This is a genomic window from Chitinispirillales bacterium ANBcel5 (assembly GCA_029688955.1).
GTDB classification, from domain to species: Bacteria; Fibrobacterota; Chitinivibrionia; order Chitinivibrionales; family Chitinispirillaceae; genus Cellulosispirillum; species Cellulosispirillum alkaliphilum.
Genome location: JARUKZ010000008.1, coordinates 121,548 through 141,488 on the forward strand (window position 1 = coordinate 121,548; position 19,941 = coordinate 141,488).

At 41.9% G+C, this 19,941-nt stretch carries 14 protein-coding genes; 11 read left to right on the forward strand and 3 right to left on the reverse strand.

Features of this window, described 5'->3' with window-relative positions; translation table 11 throughout:
• Positions 1–10: 10 nt before the first annotated feature.
• The 3 genes from QA601_06395 to QA601_06405 all read right to left on the reverse strand — a co-directional run bounded on the left by QA601_06395 (position 11) and on the right by QA601_06405 (position 6,024).
• Positions 11–1,879 (reverse strand): polysaccharide biosynthesis tyrosine autokinase, encoded by a 1,869-nt coding sequence (locus QA601_06395; protein MDG5814696.1) that lies wholly within the window; start codon positions 1,877–1,879, stop codon positions 11–13.
• Between the two features lie 1,383 nt (positions 1,880–3,262).
• A complete protein-coding gene (locus QA601_06400; protein ID MDG5814697.1) occupies positions 3,263–4,510 on the reverse strand; it encodes an SLBB domain-containing protein in 1,248 nt (415 codons plus the stop codon).
• A gap of 71 nt (positions 4,511–4,581) precedes the next feature.
• On the reverse strand, positions 4,582–6,024 hold the full coding sequence (locus QA601_06405) for a sugar transferase (protein MDG5814698.1): 1,443 nt from the start codon (positions 6,022–6,024) through the stop codon (positions 4,582–4,584).
• Positions 6,025–7,825: 1,801 nt separating this feature from the next.
• On the opposite strand from QA601_06405, the gene QA601_06410 reads away from it, so the two are divergent.
• From QA601_06410 to QA601_06460, 11 genes are all read left to right on the forward strand, one after another.
• Complete coding sequence (locus QA601_06410; protein MDG5814699.1) at positions 7,826–9,337, forward strand: hypothetical protein; 1,512 nt, start codon at positions 7,826–7,828, stop codon at positions 9,335–9,337.
• The gene (locus QA601_06415) at positions 9,330–10,649 is read left to right on the forward strand and encodes a Coenzyme F420 hydrogenase/dehydrogenase, beta subunit C-terminal domain (GenBank protein MDG5814700.1); all 1,320 of its coding nucleotides are present in this window, start codon (positions 9,330–9,332) and stop codon (positions 10,647–10,649) included. Before QA601_06410 ends, QA601_06415 begins: the two co-directional genes overlap by 8 nt.
• An 8-nt stretch (positions 10,650–10,657) precedes the next feature.
• Positions 10,658–11,815: a polysaccharide pyruvyl transferase family protein gene (locus tag QA601_06420; protein ID MDG5814701.1), complete on the forward strand. Its 1,158-nt coding sequence runs from the start codon at positions 10,658–10,660 to the stop codon at positions 11,813–11,815.
• Positions 11,800–12,819 carry a glycosyltransferase family 2 protein gene (locus tag QA601_06425; protein MDG5814702.1) on the forward strand — a complete coding sequence of 340 codons (1,020 nt, stop codon included), beginning with the start codon at positions 11,800–11,802 and terminating at the stop codon, positions 12,817–12,819. The genes QA601_06420 and QA601_06425 overlap by 16 nt, the downstream gene beginning before the upstream one ends.
• Positions 12,819–14,060, forward strand: coding sequence for a hypothetical protein (locus QA601_06430; protein MDG5814703.1), 1,242 nt, complete (start codon positions 12,819–12,821; stop codon positions 14,058–14,060). The genes QA601_06425 and QA601_06430 overlap by 1 nt, the downstream gene beginning before the upstream one ends.
• Entirely contained in the window at positions 14,026–15,075 is a 1,050-nt protein-coding gene (locus tag QA601_06435; GenBank protein MDG5814704.1) for a glycosyltransferase, read from the forward strand. The genes QA601_06430 and QA601_06435 overlap by 35 nt, the downstream gene beginning before the upstream one ends.
• Positions 15,076–15,144: 69 nt before the next feature.
• Complete coding sequence (locus tag QA601_06440) at positions 15,145–16,320, forward strand: hypothetical protein (protein ID MDG5814705.1); 1,176 nt, start codon at positions 15,145–15,147, stop codon at positions 16,318–16,320.
• Positions 16,321–17,418, forward strand: a complete 1,098-nt coding sequence (locus tag QA601_06445; protein MDG5814706.1) for a sugar-transfer associated ATP-grasp domain-containing protein — start codon at positions 16,321–16,323, stop codon at positions 17,416–17,418.
• On the forward strand, positions 17,396–17,590 hold the full coding sequence (locus tag QA601_06450; GenBank protein MDG5814707.1) for a hypothetical protein: 195 nt from the start codon (positions 17,396–17,398) through the stop codon (positions 17,588–17,590). Before QA601_06445 ends, QA601_06450 begins: the two co-directional genes overlap by 23 nt.
• 210 nt (positions 17,591–17,800) lie before the next feature.
• Positions 17,801–18,895, forward strand: a complete 1,095-nt coding sequence (locus tag QA601_06455; protein MDG5814708.1) for a sugar-transfer associated ATP-grasp domain-containing protein — start codon at positions 17,801–17,803, stop codon at positions 18,893–18,895.
• Positions 18,873–19,928, forward strand: a complete 1,056-nt coding sequence (locus QA601_06460; GenBank protein MDG5814709.1) for a glycosyltransferase family 4 protein — start codon at positions 18,873–18,875, stop codon at positions 19,926–19,928. The genes QA601_06455 and QA601_06460 overlap by 23 nt, the downstream gene beginning before the upstream one ends.
• Positions 19,929–19,941: the final 13 nt, after the last annotated feature.

Consider the following 19,941-nt stretch of genomic DNA (forward strand, 5'->3'; position numbering starts at 1 on the left):
ATTTCCCTTTTCAGGCTTTTTTACTGTAACTATAGTACCCGTATTTGAAACCCGCGTTTTTGTTAACCTTATTAATAATTACACCGAGTACCGGCAGATTCTTATCACTGAGCATTTCCTGCATATGGCGTAGTCCTCTCCGTGATGTTCCTGCATAGTCGGCAACGAGTACCACTCCTTTCATACCCTGTGCAAGATAGAGCGTTTCTGCCACCATGGTGATTGGTGGAGTATCAAAGAGTACCACATCATAGGTTTCTTTCAGTTCCTCAATAAAGTAGAGCATCTTTGGTGACGCGATAAGTTCCGCCGGGTTTGGCGGCACCCGTACACTGGGGAAAATAGTCAAATTTGATGCATACTCTGGTGTCCATGCGATCTCATCCAAATCTGCTTCACCTATAAGGTAATCACTTATTCCCTTTTTAAACCGGGTAGAGAATATCTTGTCCAGTGCAGGCCTTCGCAGATCCAAACTAACCAGTGCTGTTTTCTTGCCCATATCCGCAATAAAATAGGCCAGATTTGCGGTTAACGTTGTTTTCCCTTCACCTGGCTGGGCACTGGAGATCATAATAGATGAATTTTCTTCTGTCAGGACATTTTTAAACTTCAGGTTTGTGTACACCAATCGTAGCGCTTCAGCAGAGAGAGAGTGAGGCTCATCTTTCATAAAGATATTCACCTTTTTTCCAATATAGGGCACCGCTCCCAGCGAATTGGTCTGGAGGATCTTTTTTATCTCTCCTATATTGTAGGGTTTATCCTTTACATACTCATAAAAGAAGGATAGTCCAATACCAAAGAACAATCCTGCCAGCGCGGCAGCAGCAACCCCCCGCTTCTTTTGCGGTAGAACGGGATTCTCGCCGGGCACCGCAGGCTCAATCAGTTTAATACTTGCCACCTGCGCGGCTTCACGTATCTTATACTCCTCAAATTGTGATAAAAGATTGGTATAGATCTCATTCATTATACGCTCATTGCGTATTAGTCGCGCAAGCTGTATCTCCAGAGGGGGAAGGTCTTTCATGCTTTGATGCTGGCGGTTAAGTTGTGCGTTTATTGCTCTTAACCGGGCAGTTAAGCTTGTCTCATTTATATTTATCTGCTCTCTTGTGTTTGCAAATGATGTGTAGTGTGGGGCAGCCTGAGAACCGACAGCCGAGAGTCGCTTTTCCACTTCTTCCCTTTGCGCTTCCAGTCCCCTGAGCTCAGATTCGAGGCGTATGCGCTCTGCTTCAAGCTCAGCCATCGCGCTCACCCGTATACTGGTCTCCTGGTCAAGAGCCACAGTATGGGATCCTGTTTTAAACTCCATCAGGGCATTTTCAGCCTCTTCAACCTTCTCTTTTTGTACTATAAGCTGCGATTCGATAAACTCCTTCGCGGAACGAACATTCTCCTGGTTTAGATGCTGGCTCTGCTCAGAGAAGACTTCCGCCAAAGTGTTTGCGTAAAGCGCGGCCCGTTGGGGATCGGTATCCCTGGCGCTGATTTTTACGATGTTTGTCTGGCGTATATGCTCGAAACTAAATTTTCCTAAAAAGGAGCTATAGGCAGCCAGCTTCCCCTCTTCGTCCCGTACATCACAGCGCCTTATTACCTCTTCTATTATAGGTCTGGTTTTGATGATCTCAATCTGAGTGAGGATAGGATCGGATCTACCAATGCTTTGCATCATTATGTTTTCGAGGCCCATATCACCAAATCCGCCTCCTCCGGCTCTGTCTTCAACCAACAGAATTTTGCACTGTGATTCGTAGACGGGATCCGCAAGCAGGACGTAGGTCGCCGCGGCAGCGACGATAACAAAGAACGAGGCCGCTATAACCCATTTACGACGTACGATAACATTCCAGTAATCGATAAATTCCATGTGTGTTTCCTTTTACGCTTTGAGCTTTGAGCTTTGAGCTGTGAGCAGGAATTATGAAAGAGGCATCTGATTCCTAACTCGTTTTCTATTGACGTGTTCTTAATTCTTGTTCCTGTTTACGTTTTTTGTTTCCTAACTTCCCATTCAGTTAGGCAGTCGGTGAACAGCCTGTTAGTACTGTTCATTTTTTTTAAGATTTGAACTAGCTCGCCGCCCAGGGCGGCGGCTCGAAGGGCCTTCGGCGACCCACTTTCTTTCCAAGGCCAAAGAAAGTAGGCAAAGAACGCCTTAGAGCCCCACACTGGCTCTCTTATTCGCACTTTCGCCGGGGAGGGCCAAAACTCGCGGACTCAGACAATTGGCCCCGGGAAAAAGACCGGCGAAAGCACTCATGAGCCAGTGATTGGGGCGGATTTGCATCCCCAAATTTCCCCTTAGGGCTCACTGCCGTTCGCCCAACCAATGCTACCTGTTTCCGAATAACTGGAATCCCCGCCTCCTCTTAAATAATGCGTATAGGAGATAACGTTATAGCACCTGTATATATACCTTGTCGTTTCAGGACAGCTTTTATTCCTGCGTAGTTCTCTGTCTTCTGTTCCCTAGTTCCGGAGCGCGGCGATATGCGGTGCGTTTACATCGACCCAGACGATTCCGGGAGCGCAACGACAAGCGGCGCGCCTACATCTACCGAGACGATTCCGGGAGCGCAACGACAAGCGGTGCGCCTACATCTACCGAGACGTCAGTACTGGTACCGAGACGCGGCGACCAGCGGCGCGTCTACATCGACCCAGACGATTCCGGGAGCGCAACGACAAGCGGCGCGCCTACATCTACCGAGACGTCAGTACTGGTACCGAGACGCGGCGACCAGCGGCGCGTCTACATCGACCCAGACGATTCCGGGAGCGCAACGACAAGCGGTGCGCCTACATCTACCGAGACGATTCCGGGAGCGCAACGACAAGCGGCGCGCCTACATCTACCGAGACGTCAGTACTGGTACCGAGACGCGGCGACCAGCGGTGCGCCTACAATCTACCGAGACGTCAGTACTGGTACCGAGACGCGGCGACCAGCGGCGCGTCTACATCGACCCAGACGATTCCGGGAGCGCAACGACAAGCGGTGCGCCTACAATCTACCGAGACGTCAGTACTGGTACCGAGACGCGGCGACCAGCGGCGCGTCTACATCGACCCAGACGATTCCGGGAGCGCAACGACAAGCGGTGCGCCTACATCTACCGAGACGTCAGTACTGGTACCGCGACGACCAGCGGCGCGTCTCGGCTCCGCTCGACGAACTGTACCTTACTTACTACTTAGTACCACGTTTCTTACAATTAGTAATTGGTAATTGGTCATTAGTAATTACCAATTAATTCCTCATCCCCACGATAATCGCCACAGTCGAAACCACAGTCGCCGCGGCGCTTATAATCGGTGACCACCGTCTGATCCATTTGTCTTCCTCAGCTTCGGGGACCATAATGATATCCCCCGCGGCGAGGCATGTTGGCTCGCTTATGGAGTAGGCATCATCGGTAAATGGGGTGATTGTTTTTACATTTCTCCTGTCGGCGGTTCTGGTAAATCCGCCGGCCTGTTGTATATAGTAACCCGCGTCTTTTCCACTTCTATAGGGGTAGGCCCCCGGCATGCGGACACTTCCGCTTACATACACATTTACCTCAACGGGCGGTATAACGATCTCATCACCGTCTTCAAGGGGTGTTTGTTTTCTGGAGATGGGGATTACGGCATAGTCTTTTGACGCAGCCAGATAGTGAAAGCCGCCTGTTACTTCTGGCCGTACATTTGTTTGCCCCGCGAGAAACGCTTCCGCGGGCTGTTTGTTTACCTTTCCCTTGCGAATCAGGTAGGCGCGGTTGATATCCCCTCTCGGCGAAGCCCCCCCTGCTTTTTCCATAATAACAGAAAGTGGTGTTTGACCATGCGTGATGGGATAGAGCCCCGGCCTTGCAGCTTCACCACTTACCCGCGCGACCGAGTGACGGGGTACGTTTTCTTTGGGCAAAACAGAGATAAAGTCTTTATTCTTAATTGGCATATCAGCGAGCTCATCGAGGGTATAGGCGCGCTTCTCTTTTCCATCACGGTGAAGCACAATGGCCGAAGAATCCGCGTCCGCGGTAAAGGTAAAGAGTGAGAGAAACTCTTTAACTGTCTCACCCTCAGCGATGGGAACCCGTCCGGTAAGATATCCTCTTACCTCTCCCTGTACATCGGCAAAATCAACGGCGAAATCGAGACGCACACTCATGCCAGCGTTTATGAAGGGATTATGAGAATAATCACCATCATTTAGAAACTTCAACAGATCGACCACCTGGGTTTCGCCATGTTTTTTCACCTGTACAGCACGGCTGTTAATAACCCTGAGGTCAGGAGTTTCATTCACCGAAGCCCGTGAGATTATGTCGTAAACCCGTAACGCGGGTGGAACATAGTAGGTTCCGGCTTTCACGCCTGCCCCATGAATAGTAACGGGCACCAGTTCAACCTCTGAATACCGTGGAGTGAAAGGGGTTAACTGAGCAACAACACTCAATTGTAGCAAAAGAAGCATGCTAAACGCGCTGTATGGCAATCCCTTAATTCTCATCTGTATTTACAGCCTTTCTTTTAGTATTTATTTACTGTAGCACTGTTTCAGATTAGCCGCGTTTTTTCTCATCATGAAGCGCCTACACCAAAAATGCTCACCGGTACGGTTTTAAAGAGAATCTTCATATCAAGCCACAAAGACCACTGGTCTATGTACTCCATATCCATCTCCATCCACTGATCAAAGGTGATATTGTCTCTTCCCGAGACCTGCCAGATACAGGTAATCCCTGGCTTCACCGAAAAACGCCTTCGCTGCCAGTCCTTATCAAAGCCCTCATAATCTCTTATGGGAAGGGGACGTGGCCCCACCAGTGACATATCACCCCTTAACACATTAAAAAGCTGCGGCAGCTCATCTATGCTAAACTTCCTTAAAATCTTACCTATGGGGGTGACCCGGGGGTCATTTGTTATCTTAAACGCCGCACCATCCTTGCGCTCATTAAGATGCGAAAGGTCATCAAGTTTCTTCTCCGCGTCGGTACCCATGGTGCGAAATTTCACCACATTGAAAATTCGTTTGTTCATTCCCACCCTGGGCTGGAGGAAAAACACCGGGCCCTTACTGGTAAGCTTTACCGCTATCATGGTGGCGACAATCAGCGGAGAGAGGATAAAAATGAGAATAAGCGCGGATAAAAAATCGATGATCGACTTTAACAACACCATTCGTGTGTACATTCCCCCGGTTACAACGGTGATAAGAGGGCTCTCCCCCATGTGCTCAACCTTTGTTTTGGCCTGCTTGAGTTTAAAAAGATCGGTGGACATTCTCAGAAGTATCCCCTGCTCCTGAGCGGTATCCATAATAGTAGTAATTTGCTGATAGTAGGTTTTGATAGGAAGACACACCACCACTTCATCAACTACATTTTTCCTTATATATGATGAAAAGGAGTCAAAATCACACACTATTTCCGGTAAACCACTTTTGGGATCTTTTGGGCCGTGCCATGATGAATCCACAAAACCAAGGACACGGTAACCAAGTTCAGGGTTATTGTCTATATAATTGTAGAAGGAGAGTGCGCGCTCTCCTGTACCGGCAATGAGGATATAACGCACATTGCGCCCCTTTGCACGTAAAAGGCCCAGCGCGTGACGCAGTAACACCCGAAAAGTCATAAGAGAGAGCAGGCTGAGCCAAAAGAAGAAGTGTACAAAGGGAAGGTTCACCAGATCCAGAGGGCGGTAGAAGTCCAGAAAAACTATGGTAGCGGTGCAAAACAGCACACATTTTAACATAAGAAACGCTTCTTCAATAAGCGCGGTAAAGCGTTTGGTATTGTAGGCCCCGAAAGTAAGAAAGATAAGATGCCAGCTCAGAAGCATCAGTATCCCTAAAAAACTGTTAAGCGCGGAGATACGGGGCGAAACCATTTCGGTAATTCTTGCAAGTGTATAGGGAGGATTTACCAGTATATCAGCACCGATAAATGCCGCGACGAGAAGGAAAACATCAGCGAGTTTAAAACTATCAAGTAAGACTTGACGGTGCATTGTTTTCATAGTACTATTCCTGTAGGTTTTTTCAGATGAATCGCCCCTTGACCAGAAATTGTGGCTTCTAATCGACAGGAAGCCACTTTTCTGGTTTTTATTAGTCTGAAAAACTTAACACTTCAGCTCTTTTCTACTTTATTGTAAATACCGTATATACATGGTATTATCGTAGACTTGTAAAACAATGGAAGCCAGATACAGATTACTACCAGCTAAAGAATTTTCTTAATAATAGAGAAAAATCCCAACAATTTAAATTTTAGTATTCCAATATAGTAATTATCACCCAGTAATTAACAGTAAAAAATTGATTAGTTGATAACTTTTTTTTGGTGATCGCAAATGAGAGCAGATCTTCCTTGGCAACCGATCTTGTGAACAATTGCGTTTTTAGAGTTGGTAAAGTTCTGGAGGTGATGGGTGTAGTTACTTTTAATTTCAGGGAGTTAAGGGGGGCTTTTTTTGGAAAGTCGCCTCTCGGCTCCCCTCGAGGAACTGCTTATGTGCATGCTCGGGGAACAGCTCTCGACTCCGCCCTTCGACGCACGCTCGGGGCATGCTCGGGGAACTGCTCAGGCCAACGGCCGGGATGAGCCCCTCCCCTTTAAAACCAACTGCAAGAGATTACCACAATGCCTAAAATGATATCACTGCTCTGGAGTCCCTGCCCTGTAAGGGCAGTCCATTTATAGCCAGGTCTTTTAAGGCCTGGTCTCTATAAGGCATGGTCCAGCCAGGGTAGGAAACCCTTCGCTGATAGAGGAAAACCTTGCAGGTTATGATAGAGGCATTCCCGGCCTGTCTTTAAGGCAGGGATGTTTTTGGTTTATTTGCCAACAGCAACGCCCGGCACGTCGATGTAATACCTCAAAGCCCAGGGTAGAAGAAACCCTGGGCTACTATAACAAAACCTTTCAGGTTATTATATCTACACTCACAAGCTTTGGATAAGGCAGCGAGAATTGCTGTGTGATAAAATCATTAAAATCGTGGCATTGTTACATCCTGCCCAAAAACAAACATTCGGGACATCGATAGAATACCCCCAAAGGGGGTTATTTATATTAGCCCCGGGTTTCCTACCCGGGGCGGTTTTCTGGGGCGATCTTGAATTTACTAAGGCATGAAGGTTTTTGGGATACCTGAGCAATCTGTGGTTTTATTTTAGAACCGTTACGCCTCTCGGCTACGCTCGAGGAACTGATTAAGTGCATTGTCCATAATACCCAGCTGAGGTGTGGATACATCCTTCACTCCTTCACTCCTTCATTCCAAATTCCAAATTCCAAATTCCAAATTTTCTTTCTCCTCCCCTCGATTATAGCCCAGGGGTCCCCCCAAACGGGTCCCATCACGCTTTTACCATTGACGCCCGGGGGTGACCCAATCTATCGCCTTTAGCCCCATAAAAATCTAAAAATCCTTTTTCCCATAAAAATCCTTCCTAAAAACGCCTGTACCGAAACTTAACCCCAAACCCCAAATTCCTCATTAGCACAATTTTTGCTTTTACACACTGTTTACTTTAATATATATTGACTGAATACGTTTAATTCCGATTATTGAAATTGCTGTTTTCGCCCGGTAAGAAAGTTGCTACCTGATTCTGAATTCATAACGCAACATTTTAAATAACACTGTCTAAGCAGAGGAAATAGGGCCATGTGCTGGTGGGATGCAGAAAGTTGAACAGTGCATTTAGTTTTTTTGCTTCAGCATTTTACGCACCACTTGTTATGCTTTTCCCTACTGTTTTGAGAAAAAACGTAAGAAAACCCGAAAGTAGTTATCGGTAACACGAAACACTATGAGACCTACAGACCGCATACTCAAAAACACCGCTTTTATGTACATAGCTTTGGTGATTACCGTTATCACGGGGTTATATACTTCACGTCTTGTCATAACCAACTTAGGGGTGGTGGATTACGGGATCTATTCCCTTTTAGGTGGATTGGTGCTTTTATTTGCAATAATCAGCGGCTCTATGGCCGGTTCAGTGCAGCGCTATCTCACCGTTGCCATCGGTCAGGGCGATGATCGGGAGACATCGAGAGTTTTCAGCGCGTCGGTTGTTATCCACCTGTTATTTGCAGCAGCGATTTTCATTTTAGGTGTAACCATTGGGCGATGGTTCCTTGAAAACTTTCTTAATATTCCACCCGAGCGACAGGATGCAGCGTCATGGGTGTTTCACTTTGTTTTGATTTCGTTTGCCTTAAAAGTCATTACCGTACCGGCTCAGGCGATGCTGAATGCTTTTGAGGTGATGGGCACACTGGCGTTTACAACACTCATTCCTACTTTCGGTAAATTGGTAGCAGCCCTTGCACTGCCACTGGTCGGTTCCGATAGTTTAAAAACATTCTCCTTTCTGATATGTTGTGTGGCTATTGTGGAGGTTATTGCAATTTACACGGTGACTAAAATGAAAATCAGGAGCTGTAAGTTGGTTCGTGTAGCCGAAACAAAATTATACTTCGATTTATTAAGTTTTGCGAGCTGGGGACTCATTGGGGAGATCTCTCATAGTTTGAAAGTACAAGGTGTTCCCATTATATTGAATATATTTTTCGGCCCGGTTGCCAATGCTGCCTATGGTATTGCGGGGCAGGTAAAACATCAATTAACTACTATGGCCCAGATAATTATCAAAACTACTAACCCACAAATTATCAAAAACTATTCTACCGGCTATAAAGAAAAGTGTTTTACTTTAGTTTTTCAGGCATCTAAGATTTGCTTTGGTCTGCTCTTTATCGTAACCATTCCCCTGCTTCTTGAAACCGATCTAATTCTTACCTTCTGGTTAAATGAAGTACCCCCTTTAGCGATCACCTTCACTCGTTTAGTAATAATTGTTACGTTGGTCGAAGCGGTTTCATTTTCCCTGATTACGTTATCAAGAGCTACCGGAAAAATCATTCTATACCAGAGTACGGTTGGTGGATTACTGCTGTTAAACCTACCAGTTTCCTATATTCTGTTAAATAATGGCATGCCACCCGAAACTGTATATTTTGTTAACATTATAATCGCGGTAATCGCGCTTTTCGCGCGCTTACCAATTTTGAAAAAAACAGCTGACTTGCCTGTCAAGTCGTACTGCAAAAATGTCCTCCTCAACTGTGCTATTCTTTTTTTACTAACAGGGGCTGGTGCTTTTTTAATTAACACACAATTCGAAGTTACTTCTATGCATATAAACATGTTTTATATTCCTCTGCTTTCCGGATGCTGCGCGTTGTTTATTATACTGAAGGGTTCAGAGAGAAATTATCTGATAAACTTAATTAAAGCCAGGGGCAACAATGGCTGATTTTCGATCATTACTACAGACTGTTGTACAGCGCGGCTTTTGTGTTGGATGTGGTGTTTGTGCCTCGCAATGCCCTAAGAACCTGATCATAATTTCACAAACCCCCGCAGGTCAGTATACCCCCCAATTGAAAAACGGCGGAGAGTGTACCGCCTGTGGTCGTTGTGTATCGGTTTGCCCGTTCTATTTTGAAAACCATAACGAAGATTTTATTGGTGAACATAAATTCAGGAACAATGCCGCTTTCAGGCATACCCCTGAGACCGGATTTTTTACCGATACCTTTGTGGGGTATGCAGATGATAAAACGAGAATCAATGGTGCTTCCGGGGGGGCACTCTCCTATTTGCTCAAAGCAATGCTTAGTAACGAAATGATTGACGGTATAATCACTGTTGAGCCTCATAATGATCCCCGTAAGCTGTTTAAATACACTGTGATAAACTCGGTAGAGGGTATCGAACGCTGTGCTAAATCGGCCTATTATCCTGTTGAGTTGAGTGAGGTGCTTTCGGTGGTAAAAAAGGAGGAGAAACGATACGTATTGGTTGGACTGCCGTGTGTAATTAAGGCTGTTGAGCTTGCTCGTATCCAGGATCCCACTCTCAGAAAAACGATCGTGTACACACTTGGGTTAGTGTGCGGACAGAGTAAAACCCAGAAGTATACCGAGTATCTGATTACACAATTTGGCGTACCGGTTGAAAGTGTAACTAAAGTAACCTATCGCAAAAAGGTCGCAGATCGCCCAAGCTCCGATTATGCTTTTGAAATTGAAACCAACGATGGGACGACTTTGCGCAAATTGTGGTCTGAAGGGGTCAATACCGTATGGTGTAATGATTTTTTTAAACAAAAGAGCTGCTATTTTTGTGATGATGTATTTGCTGAGTGTGCTGATGCAAGCTTTATGGATGCATGGTTACCCCCATACAGTACTGATTACAGGGGTCATAGTTTGGTAATAGGTAGAAATAGTGAAATAACCCAACTTTTTACCCAATCCTGGGGTTTTGAGCCTATAGGGGTAAATGAAATTATTAAAAGCCAAAAGCCGGCTTTGATCAACAAAAGGGGGAAGAGTGTACAACTTTTCCGCACTCAAACAAAAGTGCCGGTACCACAAACGAGAAACTTTGATAGTATAGATGATAGTAGTAGGTTTGCTGCGTTCAGGAGAAAATACAAGAATTCACAACTAACCAGATCGGGTGATGATTCATTAGTATTTAAGTCAGTTACAAGATTGTGCAAAAATACTATATACAAGAGAATACATAGAAAATTTATAAGACTCATTTCATCGAAGTGAATATACACATGAAAAATAAATCAGTAGGCATACTAAACATGCATTCCTCCAATAGTAATTACGGTGCTGTTTTACAGGCTGTTGCCATTCAGGAGTGTGTAAACAGGTTAGGATACTCTTCTGAGCATATTGATCTTATCATACCCCTAACAGATGAAAGTATTTGGCGACAACTCTACGACAGATTCAAAAAGCAGGTTAAAGTGTTGTTGGGAATGGCCTACAATGTGCGGGGCCAACGCGTATTTCAGGAATTTAGGGACAAGTATCTTGCGCTAACAGACCACACTTTCTATACGATGCAGGATTTGGACAAACACACTTTCACGTATGATGCAATTGTAGTGGGCAGTGATCAGGTCTGGAGACCCAAATACACCAAAACGGTGGCGATGGCCTACTTTTTGCCTTTCGTTGGTTCACCAGTTAGAAAAATTGCCTATGCGGCAAGCTTTGGGGTCAGTCGGTGGGAAGAGTTTAGCGACACTGCTCTTACAACTAAAGTTGGGCACTTATTACAGAAATTTGATTCGGTTTCGGTACGGGAGGATTCAGGTGTAGAGATATGTAAGGACGTTTTTACTATAAAGGCACAGCACGTGCTTGACCCCACTCTTTTGATAGGCGCGGACTTTTTTAAGAAAACAGTTCTTAAAGAGCATACCACAAATGATTATGATGGGATTGTGTATTATAAGCTTGATCGATCCCAGGACTTCCTAAACTTACTCTCCTTTTTGGGGAAAAAATATAGTTGTTGCACCAAAAATATCTATCATAAAAAGGTATCAAAACGACTAAGAGAGTATATACCCGTTTCACAGTGGCTAAATGCAATTCATAACAGTACGATTGTCGTTACCGATTCTTTTCACTGTATCTGCTTTGCAATCATGTTTAACAAGGAATTTATCTATTACGGTAATGAACAAAGGGGTATAACCAGAGCTCAAAGCCTGCTAAAGATGTTGGGGATAACGGGAAGAATGATCAGTTCGTTTGATACAGAGAAGGTGGAAATGATAGTACGCAGGCCAATCGACTACAAAACAGTTAACTCTAAACTTGATCAGTTTAGGGAAGAGTCTGCCCATTTTCTTGCTGCAGCATTAAACGAGAAAATTATTCCCGCAGATAAGATGGATGAGTTATGCAACAACCACTAATCTCCGTAATTATACCCGTCTATAATGCCCGGGGTTTTCTACATGAGTGTCTGAATTCTGTTACACACCAATCATACAGAAACCTTGAAATCATTACTGTAAATGACGGTTCGGGTGATGATTCTCTGAACATATTAAAAGAGTACCAGGCCAGGGATTCGCGTATAAAAATAATCGACCAAAGCAATGAAGGGGTCAGCTCTGCACGCAATAGTGGAATTAAAATTGCTAAAGGTGATTATATCTTTTTTCTGGACGCTGATGATTTTCTTTCCTTAGAAACATTTAAAGAAATGGTGAGTTATGCAGATGAGGGTAAATGTGTAACTGTTAGATGTGCAATATACAAATTTAGAATGGAGCGGGAGACTATCGCTGGTTGCAACAGTTTAAATGCTATGAATTCTACATCATCTATCAGTTACCAGGATTATATTAAAGGGCTCTTAACAGGTAAGTATTCCGGCTTTATGTGGGGCTTACTTTTTCCTGCAAAAATGATTAAATCTATCAGACTAAAAAACGATCTAAGCCATGGAGAAGACTTGATATTTTTGCTATCATGCATGTCACAAACGGATGGTTGTGTAGTAAGTATAAGGGGTAAATCTCTTTATTATTACCGGGCACATGAAAACGCGGCGACATCCAAAACAACACCTAATTCCATCAAGTCATCTATAAAAGTAGTGGAGTACGCAAAGAGTGTCCTGTCAAAAAAGTACTATCTTGAGCTCAATATATCATACTGCATATTGTTATGGACAATGGTAAGAAATATTTTACGAGACAAACAATATACCAGATCAGACGCTATTACTCTTATTACTACTATTCGTTCTATCAGCTCTGATTACAAATACACTTTGCCGCTAAAGGCACTCTACTCTTTCCCTAAAGAAGCAGTACAATATGTTGTATCAAAAGTACTACTGTATTCAGTATACAACCTGAAAGGATTTGGATTAGATATGTTTAGAAGATACTATGGAGTTAAATTGTAATGTTATACGACCTACTGGCAATTGTCTCTTTTGTCTATGGTGTGATTTTATCTTTAAGGGTCAAAACTTTCGATAGTGTTTTGACTTACCTGATTGTAATTCTATTGTTGATACCACGAACGATTTATCTTCCGGGTGTTCCCGGTTTTTCTGTACACTCTGTATCGGTGTGTGTGATGCTGTTTATATTTTTTATGCGAAGAGTATTTCTTAGAGACGAATCTATCAATTTGTACTTCCAGCACAGAGATTATTTCATGTTTCTCTTCATTGTGTATGTACTATTTTTATCCTGGAGCTACAACAGAACATCCGGCATCCCCATTTTGTTTGAAAATTACTTTATACCTTCCCTGTTCTTAATCTTTATATGTTCCAATGTATCCACTTTGAAAGGGAACCATCTAAAACTGATGGTCAACATTGGTGTAATGATCTCAATCTACGCGATAGTTGAATATATCACCCGGTATAACATCATCTACAGAGATCATTATGCGGATCTGACATGGTTTGGAGAGTACAGGGAATTAGCAACTGTTTTTAGAGTTTCTTCCACTATTGGCCACCCCTTAATGTTATCATCATTTTTACTTCCACTTCTACCTTTTACAAACACAACACGGTGGCCTGCATTATCCCGTTTCTTACTACTGATAGGCATTCTGGTAACCGGGGCACGTTCCGCTGCTCTTATTGCTGGGGGTTATATCGCGCTGCATATACTCTGGAATAAGAAATTAGGACAGTTGATATTGTTGGTTGTAGCAGGGTTTTTCATCATTTCCTACGGTTCTCAGATACCCATTATTGATGGATTGTTCCATCGCTTTGAACATGCAACCCATTCATCTGAAATCAGGTATATTGTATTTGAAAGCTTACCAGTTTTAGTGCGGGAATCGTTTTGGGGACATGGCTTACGATCAAGTGAATTTATGTTTTCTCAACTCATTGGATTAGATTACGTTGTAGAAAACCCCTGGATATCCTTATTGTTAGAGATCGGTATTGTTGGTCTCTTATTCTATTGTGCAATGATGTTAGTTTGGGTAAGCAGAATCGGCTTTAACCGAACCCATATTGCTCCAACTGCATTAATTATCGCTATGATCAGTGGATACAACTCGATAGCGGTGAATACAAATCTGCTTCTATACACAATTATACTATTATCCTGTATAAAGAATAGGTATGAGGAAAAAGATGAAAAAAGTAGTACATCTGGTCTTTTCGCTTAATAACGGTGGGTTAGAGAATATGGTAGTGGATATATGCAATGAGCAATCTAAATCCGCTGAGGTTACCTTGATAGTTATACATTCTACCATAGACACAGCAGTCAGCGATTTATTAGACTCAAAAGTCAAATTTATTTGCTTACAACAAAAACCACCAACCAGATTGCCCTTTTTTGTAATCAGTTTATGGGCCATACTCTGGAAAATTAAACCTGATATTCTTCACCTGCACAATAGAATGAGTATGAAACTGTTTCCCCGTTTTTTACCAAAAAGTAACACCAAGATTCTACTTACTATCCACAATACCGGAGGAAAATTGGGTAATGAGATACGAAATGTAGATATAACATATGCTATTTCCAACGCGGTTAAATCAGATATAGAAAAGCGTTATAACATTAATACTTGTATAAATTATAACGGCGTTCGTGTTAAAGACATTGTCTCTAAAACAGAATGGTGTTTACGAAGTTGTGAGCCATTGAAAATCATCCAAATCAGTAGGCTGATGCACAAGATAAAAGGTCAGCATGTGCTTTTAAAAGCGACTCAACTCCTGGTGCAAAAGGGGGTACCTGTAATCGTTTCATTTATTGGCAATGGTGAATCGCTCGACTATCTAAAGGAACTGGCTAAAGAATTAAACATCGAGAATTCGGTACAGTTTCACGGTTCTTTACCCAAAGAGGATGTGTACAAAACTCTCAATCACTACGATGTGCTTATTCAGCCGTCTCTTTACGAAGGTTTTGGATTAACTATCGCCGAAGCGATGGCTGCCAAAGTACCGGTAATAGTACCCAATATCGAAGCTCCTCTTGAGATTTTAAAGAATGATAAAAACGGCTATGTTTTCAGAGTTGGGGATTCCCAACACCTGTTTGAAAAAGTCTTGTGTTGCATTGAGGACTATCGGTCGGGTAAAATAGAATCCATTGTTCATAATGCTTACACTCATGTAAACGCAATGTTTAATATAAAAGAGACCAGTAAAAGATATTTAGAAGCGTAGTTATATCCACTACTGTCTATGCAGCTAACCAAAACTCGGTAACCAAATCAAAAAGAATTTGGAAAACATATGAGAATACTAAAACCAGTGTTAATCGTGATTGTTGTAATCACATCTTCTACCATCATAGTATCTCGTCTATTGAACCATAGTACTGTTGTGCAGGCAATACCCGTGCAGATTCAGAGACGGCAAATGCTCTTACACGATAACCTGGTATTACAGGATTACGATTCTTATACAGGTGCTCTTATTGCTTCAAGAGGGGCCTCTGTTTATATCAGCAACGATACAGGCAGAACTTTTGAAAAACTGTATACAATGCCGATCCCGCGTAGCATTCCCTTTTTACTATCAAGATTTGGTTTTTTCAGAAACATCGTTGGTTTCCATGAAGTTATTGAAGCACTGGTTGTCGGCCCAAATAAACATCTTATTACCTATGGAAGTCAGATGTTCAGGTGGTCAGAAAATGAAGGGTTAAAAAAGCTTGAGCATACCATACGTCGCTTAGGCGGAAATAAATACCTGTTGTCTCAAAGTATAGAGCAGCTTCCGGATGGAAGGATCGTGTATGGTGAATATGGCCGAAACAGTGACTTTGATTCAATTCAGGTTTTTATCAGTAGTGATACAGGAAAAACCTGGAGGAGAAAGTATCGTTTTGCACCCAATACAATTCGTCATATTCATACTGTACGATACGACCCGTATGATAGTCTTTTGTGGATTGGAACCGGTGACATTAATGAGCATGTAATTCTTGGTACACTATCTGATAACGAACTGAATGTTATACGAGAAGGCGATCAATACTATAGAGTGGTAAGCCTTATTTTTGATGAGGATTATGTTTACTGGGGTACCGATTCTCCGGACATCGATACCAACTATGTTTTCTACTTCAACAGGTCAGAGGATACAGTCGTGGCAATGGGAGCGGTAAACGGACCCATTTGGTACAGTACCCAAACATTAAACGGGACGATCTATCTGGGAACTGCTCATGAGACAATTGGAATAGGTATGCACAATGATTCCGTTTCTGTTTGGAACATAGACTCTCACCGGCAGTTAAATAAGGTTCTTTCTATTAAAAGAGATCTTGGTCAACGGAGACACTCGATAATCAGATTTCCCAAAACAGATGGTGTTCCGGTCTTATGTTTCTCGGTTCATAATTCAGCTCTGGGTGGTTCGGTTACCTTCATCGAGAACAACAATATTTGCTATAAGGAGAACTAAATGCATCCATTTTTTTTTAGATTTAGAAAATTTTATAATGAACATGTTTTATATATGGTTAAAGATAAACAAAGAAAGAAATTACCGCTCATACTATTTGAGATACTACTCTTTATGATACATAAAAAAGATACTCCACAAAACTATATCAAATTTGGGGGATACAAAAAGGGGTCGGATACCAAAAATTTGACAACATACTTAACTGGTACGAGATTTGACAGGTTTCGGTCAAAACATCTTAATGATAAACAATACCTGTATCAGCTTGAAAACAAGTGGGAGTTTAACAAGCTATTACGAACCTCAGGTTTGAAGACTACAGAGGTTATCTGCAAAATAGAAAAGGGAAAGATAATTTTGCCATCAGATGACAAAGAGACGACCATAAGCGCTCTGATCTCCAGAATCGACCAGGATTTTGTAATAAAACCCATTTCTGATTCAGCACATGGTACTGGGGTGGAAATTGTTTGTTATTCCCAGACAACCGATCTAAATACCCTGATATCCAAGTATATAGATAATTCTTATACGACACCATTGCTTCTTGAGCAAAAAATCAACCAGCACAAAGATATTAGTGAAATCTACCCTATAGCGGTAAATACTGTTCGCATCGATACATTTCTAAGACTGGATGGAAGTGTTGATATTTTAACTGCTATTTTACGTACCGGCAAAAACGAGCGAAAAGTAGATAACTGGGCAGGTCATTTGGGTGGTGTTGCGGTAAAAGTAGACCTGGAAACTGGTTGTCTGGACAAGGTGGGTTTTGACTACTTTTTGAACAGATATAATAAGCATCCGAATACCAACTTTATCTTTGACTCGTATCAAATTCCTTTCTTTAATGAGGTAAAAGAGATAGTAAAAAGAGCTGCCCGTTGTTTTCCAAAGATACGCTCTATAGGGTGGGATGTGGCAATATCTGAAGAGGGGCCAGTAGTTATTGAGGGTAATTCTGATTACAGCCTACAAATGCCTCAGACCATCATTGGGCCCTATTTACTTAACAAAGTATTTACCGGGGCCATGAAAAATGAGCTGCTCTCTATAAAAAAGGGTGAAAAATATGAAAAACATTTTGTTGGTTAGCCCAATACTGGATGGTATGGGTGGTATTTCATCGGTGGTGCGAACATTGATGAACGTGTATTTAAAAACAGGCACAACAGGCATTACAAAAGCAATAACGGTGAATACCCGGCCACAAAAGATTTGTCGTATTCATCGGGTATATAAAACTTTTGTCAAATCAGGTATGTAGTTTCTGTTTATACGATTACTTTTGAAATAAACACTGATAAGGTAGTTTCTATTCAAAGGAATTCTAAACCAAAAGAGGCACTTGCCCATTCCATTTCCCGAAAAAATATGTGTGTAACAGTCTTATGATTCTCAGTTTTTATTATTCAGCTCCTGGTGGTTCGGTTACCATTATTAAGAATAAAAAGTTAAAAAAAATTGAGGACACTAAATGTATTCATTTTTTTTCAGATTTAAAAAATTATATAACGAGCAAATTGTATATATGGTTAATGATAAAAACAGAAAGAAATTACCCCTCATACTTTTTGAGCTCCTACGGTATATGATACTTAAAAAAGATACTCCTCAGAACTATATTAAATATGGGGGCTATAAAAAAGGGGCCGATACCACTGAATTGATCAAATATATACCCGGTGCTACCTTTGATAAGTTTCGGTCAAAACATCTTAATGATAAGCGATACTTGTTTCAGGTTGAAAACAAGTGGGAATTAAACAGGAAGTTATTTGCTTCAGGTTTGAAGACTTCAGATATTATCTGCAAGATAGAAAAGGGGAAAATAGTTTTACCATCAGACGAGAAAGAGACGACCATAAGCGCTCTTGTCTCCAGGATAAAAGAGGATTTTGTAATCAAACCCATAGCTGATTCAGCACAGGGTAATGGATTGGAATTTGTTTGTTATTCACAGGCGACTAATCTTTATACTATATTATCCAAGTACATAGAAAATTCCTATACTACACCAGTGCTTCTTGAATATAAAATCAAGCAACACAAGGATATCTCTGAACTATATCCTATAGCAGTAAATACTATTCGCATCGATACATTTTTAAGATTAGATGGAAGGGTTAATATTTTTGGCAGTACATTACGTACTGGTAGAAATGGGCGTAAAGTGGACAACTGGTCAGGTCGCTCGGGTGGTATTGCAGTAAAAATAGACCTGGAAACTGGTTGTCTCGATAAGGTGGGGTTAGACTACTATTTAAACAATTACAAAAGCCACCCCGATACCGGTACAACTTTTAACTCTTACCCGGTACCATATTTCAATGAGGTGAAAGCAATGGTAAAAAAAGCTGCCCGTTGTTTTCCCAAGGTACGTTCTATAGGGTGGGATGTGGCTATAGCTGAAAATGGGCCACTGATTATTGAAGGAAATTCTGATTATAGCCTGCAAATACAAGCATGCACCGGACCGTATTTACTTAATAAAGTATTTACTGGGGCTATGAAACAGGAGCTACTCTCTATAAAAAAGGGTAAAAAATATGAAAAACATTTTGTTTGTTAGCCCAACACTGGATGGTATGGGTGGTATCTCTTCGGTGGTTCGCACACTGATGAATTCAGATTTAAAAAACAGGTGTAAAATATCGCACTATAGCAGCTACGTCGATAAATCATTTTACCACAAACTAATCAGCATCATTACCGGGTATATAAAATTTCCATTTTTTTTGTTGAAAAACAGAGACATTGAGATCGTACACATTCACGGATCTATGAGAATCAGCTTTTTACGCAAGTCCTATTATATGCTTTTATCCAAATTAGCTCAAAAAACAGTCATCTACCACATGCATAGCTCAATGGTCAATGAGTACTTTGACAGGAATAATAAATTTAAAGGTGCGATTATTAAAAAATTGATGAATCAATATGATGCGTTTATTGTTTTATCTTCCTACTGGGAACAGGTTGTTAAAAAGTACACCAACTCAACCATTTTTGTTACTCATAATCCTGTCTCTGAAATAAATGCACCCTCTTGTTCCAAAAACTTTAATGATAATAATAATGTGCTTTTTCTGGGAGAAATTGGCCAAAGAAAGGGTGTCCATGATTTAATCAAGGTTGCAAAAGAGCTAAAAAACAGAAACACCGACGTACATTTTCACATTGGTGGTAACGGCAATATCGATGTTTATAAAAAACAAGCTGATAAACTCAATGTCAGCGAAACTATAACCTGGTATGGGTGGGTACGGGGAGAAGAGAAAGAACAATTATACAGAAACTGTAGTATCTACTTTTTACCCTCCTATTTTGAGGGACTCCCAATGTCAATACTGGAAGCCATGGGCAAAGGGTTTCCTGTAATATCTACCAGGGTGAGTGCTATACCCGAATCCGTTATACACCAAAGAAACGGATATATCTATTCTCCCGGCGATATCACCGGATTTGCCAACGGTATCGAACACATGCTATCTAATCCCAAACTCTTGTTTAATATGTCACGGGAATCAGTTAAAATCATCAATGAAAAGTTTAGCATTGAAAAGATCGTGTCGCAACTTTATACAGTATATAATAGTGTTTAACTTCACCCAAAGT

Bases quoted from the DNA above. Each gene is read 5' to 3' on its own strand.
- QA601_06415 (MDG5814700.1), top strand. From the start codon at position 9,330: ATGGCTGATTTTCGATCATTACTACAGACTGTTGTACAGCGCGGCTTT.
- QA601_06405 (MDG5814698.1), bottom strand. From the start codon at position 6,024: ATGAAAACAATGCACCGTCAAGTCTTACTTGATAGTTTTAAACTCGCT.
- QA601_06460 (MDG5814709.1), top strand. From the start codon at position 18,873: ATGAAAAACATTTTGTTTGTTAGCCCAACACTGGATGGTATGGGTGGT.
- QA601_06450 (MDG5814707.1), top strand. From the start codon at position 17,396: ATGAAAAACATTTTGTTGGTTAGCCCAATACTGGATGGTATGGGTGGT.
- QA601_06425 (MDG5814702.1), top strand. From the start codon at position 11,800: ATGCAACAACCACTAATCTCCGTAATTATACCCGTCTATAATGCCCGG.
- QA601_06410 (MDG5814699.1), top strand. From the start codon at position 7,826: ATGAGACCTACAGACCGCATACTCAAAAACACCGCTTTTATGTACATA.
- QA601_06445 (MDG5814706.1), top strand. From the start codon at position 16,321: ATGCATCCATTTTTTTTTAGATTTAGAAAATTTTATAATGAACATGTT.
- QA601_06420 (MDG5814701.1), top strand. From the start codon at position 10,658: ATGAAAAATAAATCAGTAGGCATACTAAACATGCATTCCTCCAATAGT.
- QA601_06395 (MDG5814696.1), bottom strand. From the start codon at position 1,879: ATGGAATTTATCGATTACTGGAATGTTATCGTACGTCGTAAATGGGTT.
- QA601_06440 (MDG5814705.1), top strand. From the start codon at position 15,145: ATGAGAATACTAAAACCAGTGTTAATCGTGATTGTTGTAATCACATCT.
- QA601_06435 (MDG5814704.1), top strand. From the start codon at position 14,026: ATGAAAAAAGTAGTACATCTGGTCTTTTCGCTTAATAACGGTGGGTTA.
- QA601_06430 (MDG5814703.1), top strand. From the start codon at position 12,819: ATGTTATACGACCTACTGGCAATTGTCTCTTTTGTCTATGGTGTGATT.
- QA601_06400 (MDG5814697.1), bottom strand. From the start codon at position 4,510: ATGAGAATTAAGGGATTGCCATACAGCGCGTTTAGCATGCTTCTTTTG.
- QA601_06455 (MDG5814708.1), top strand. From the start codon at position 17,801: ATGTATTCATTTTTTTTCAGATTTAAAAAATTATATAACGAGCAAATT.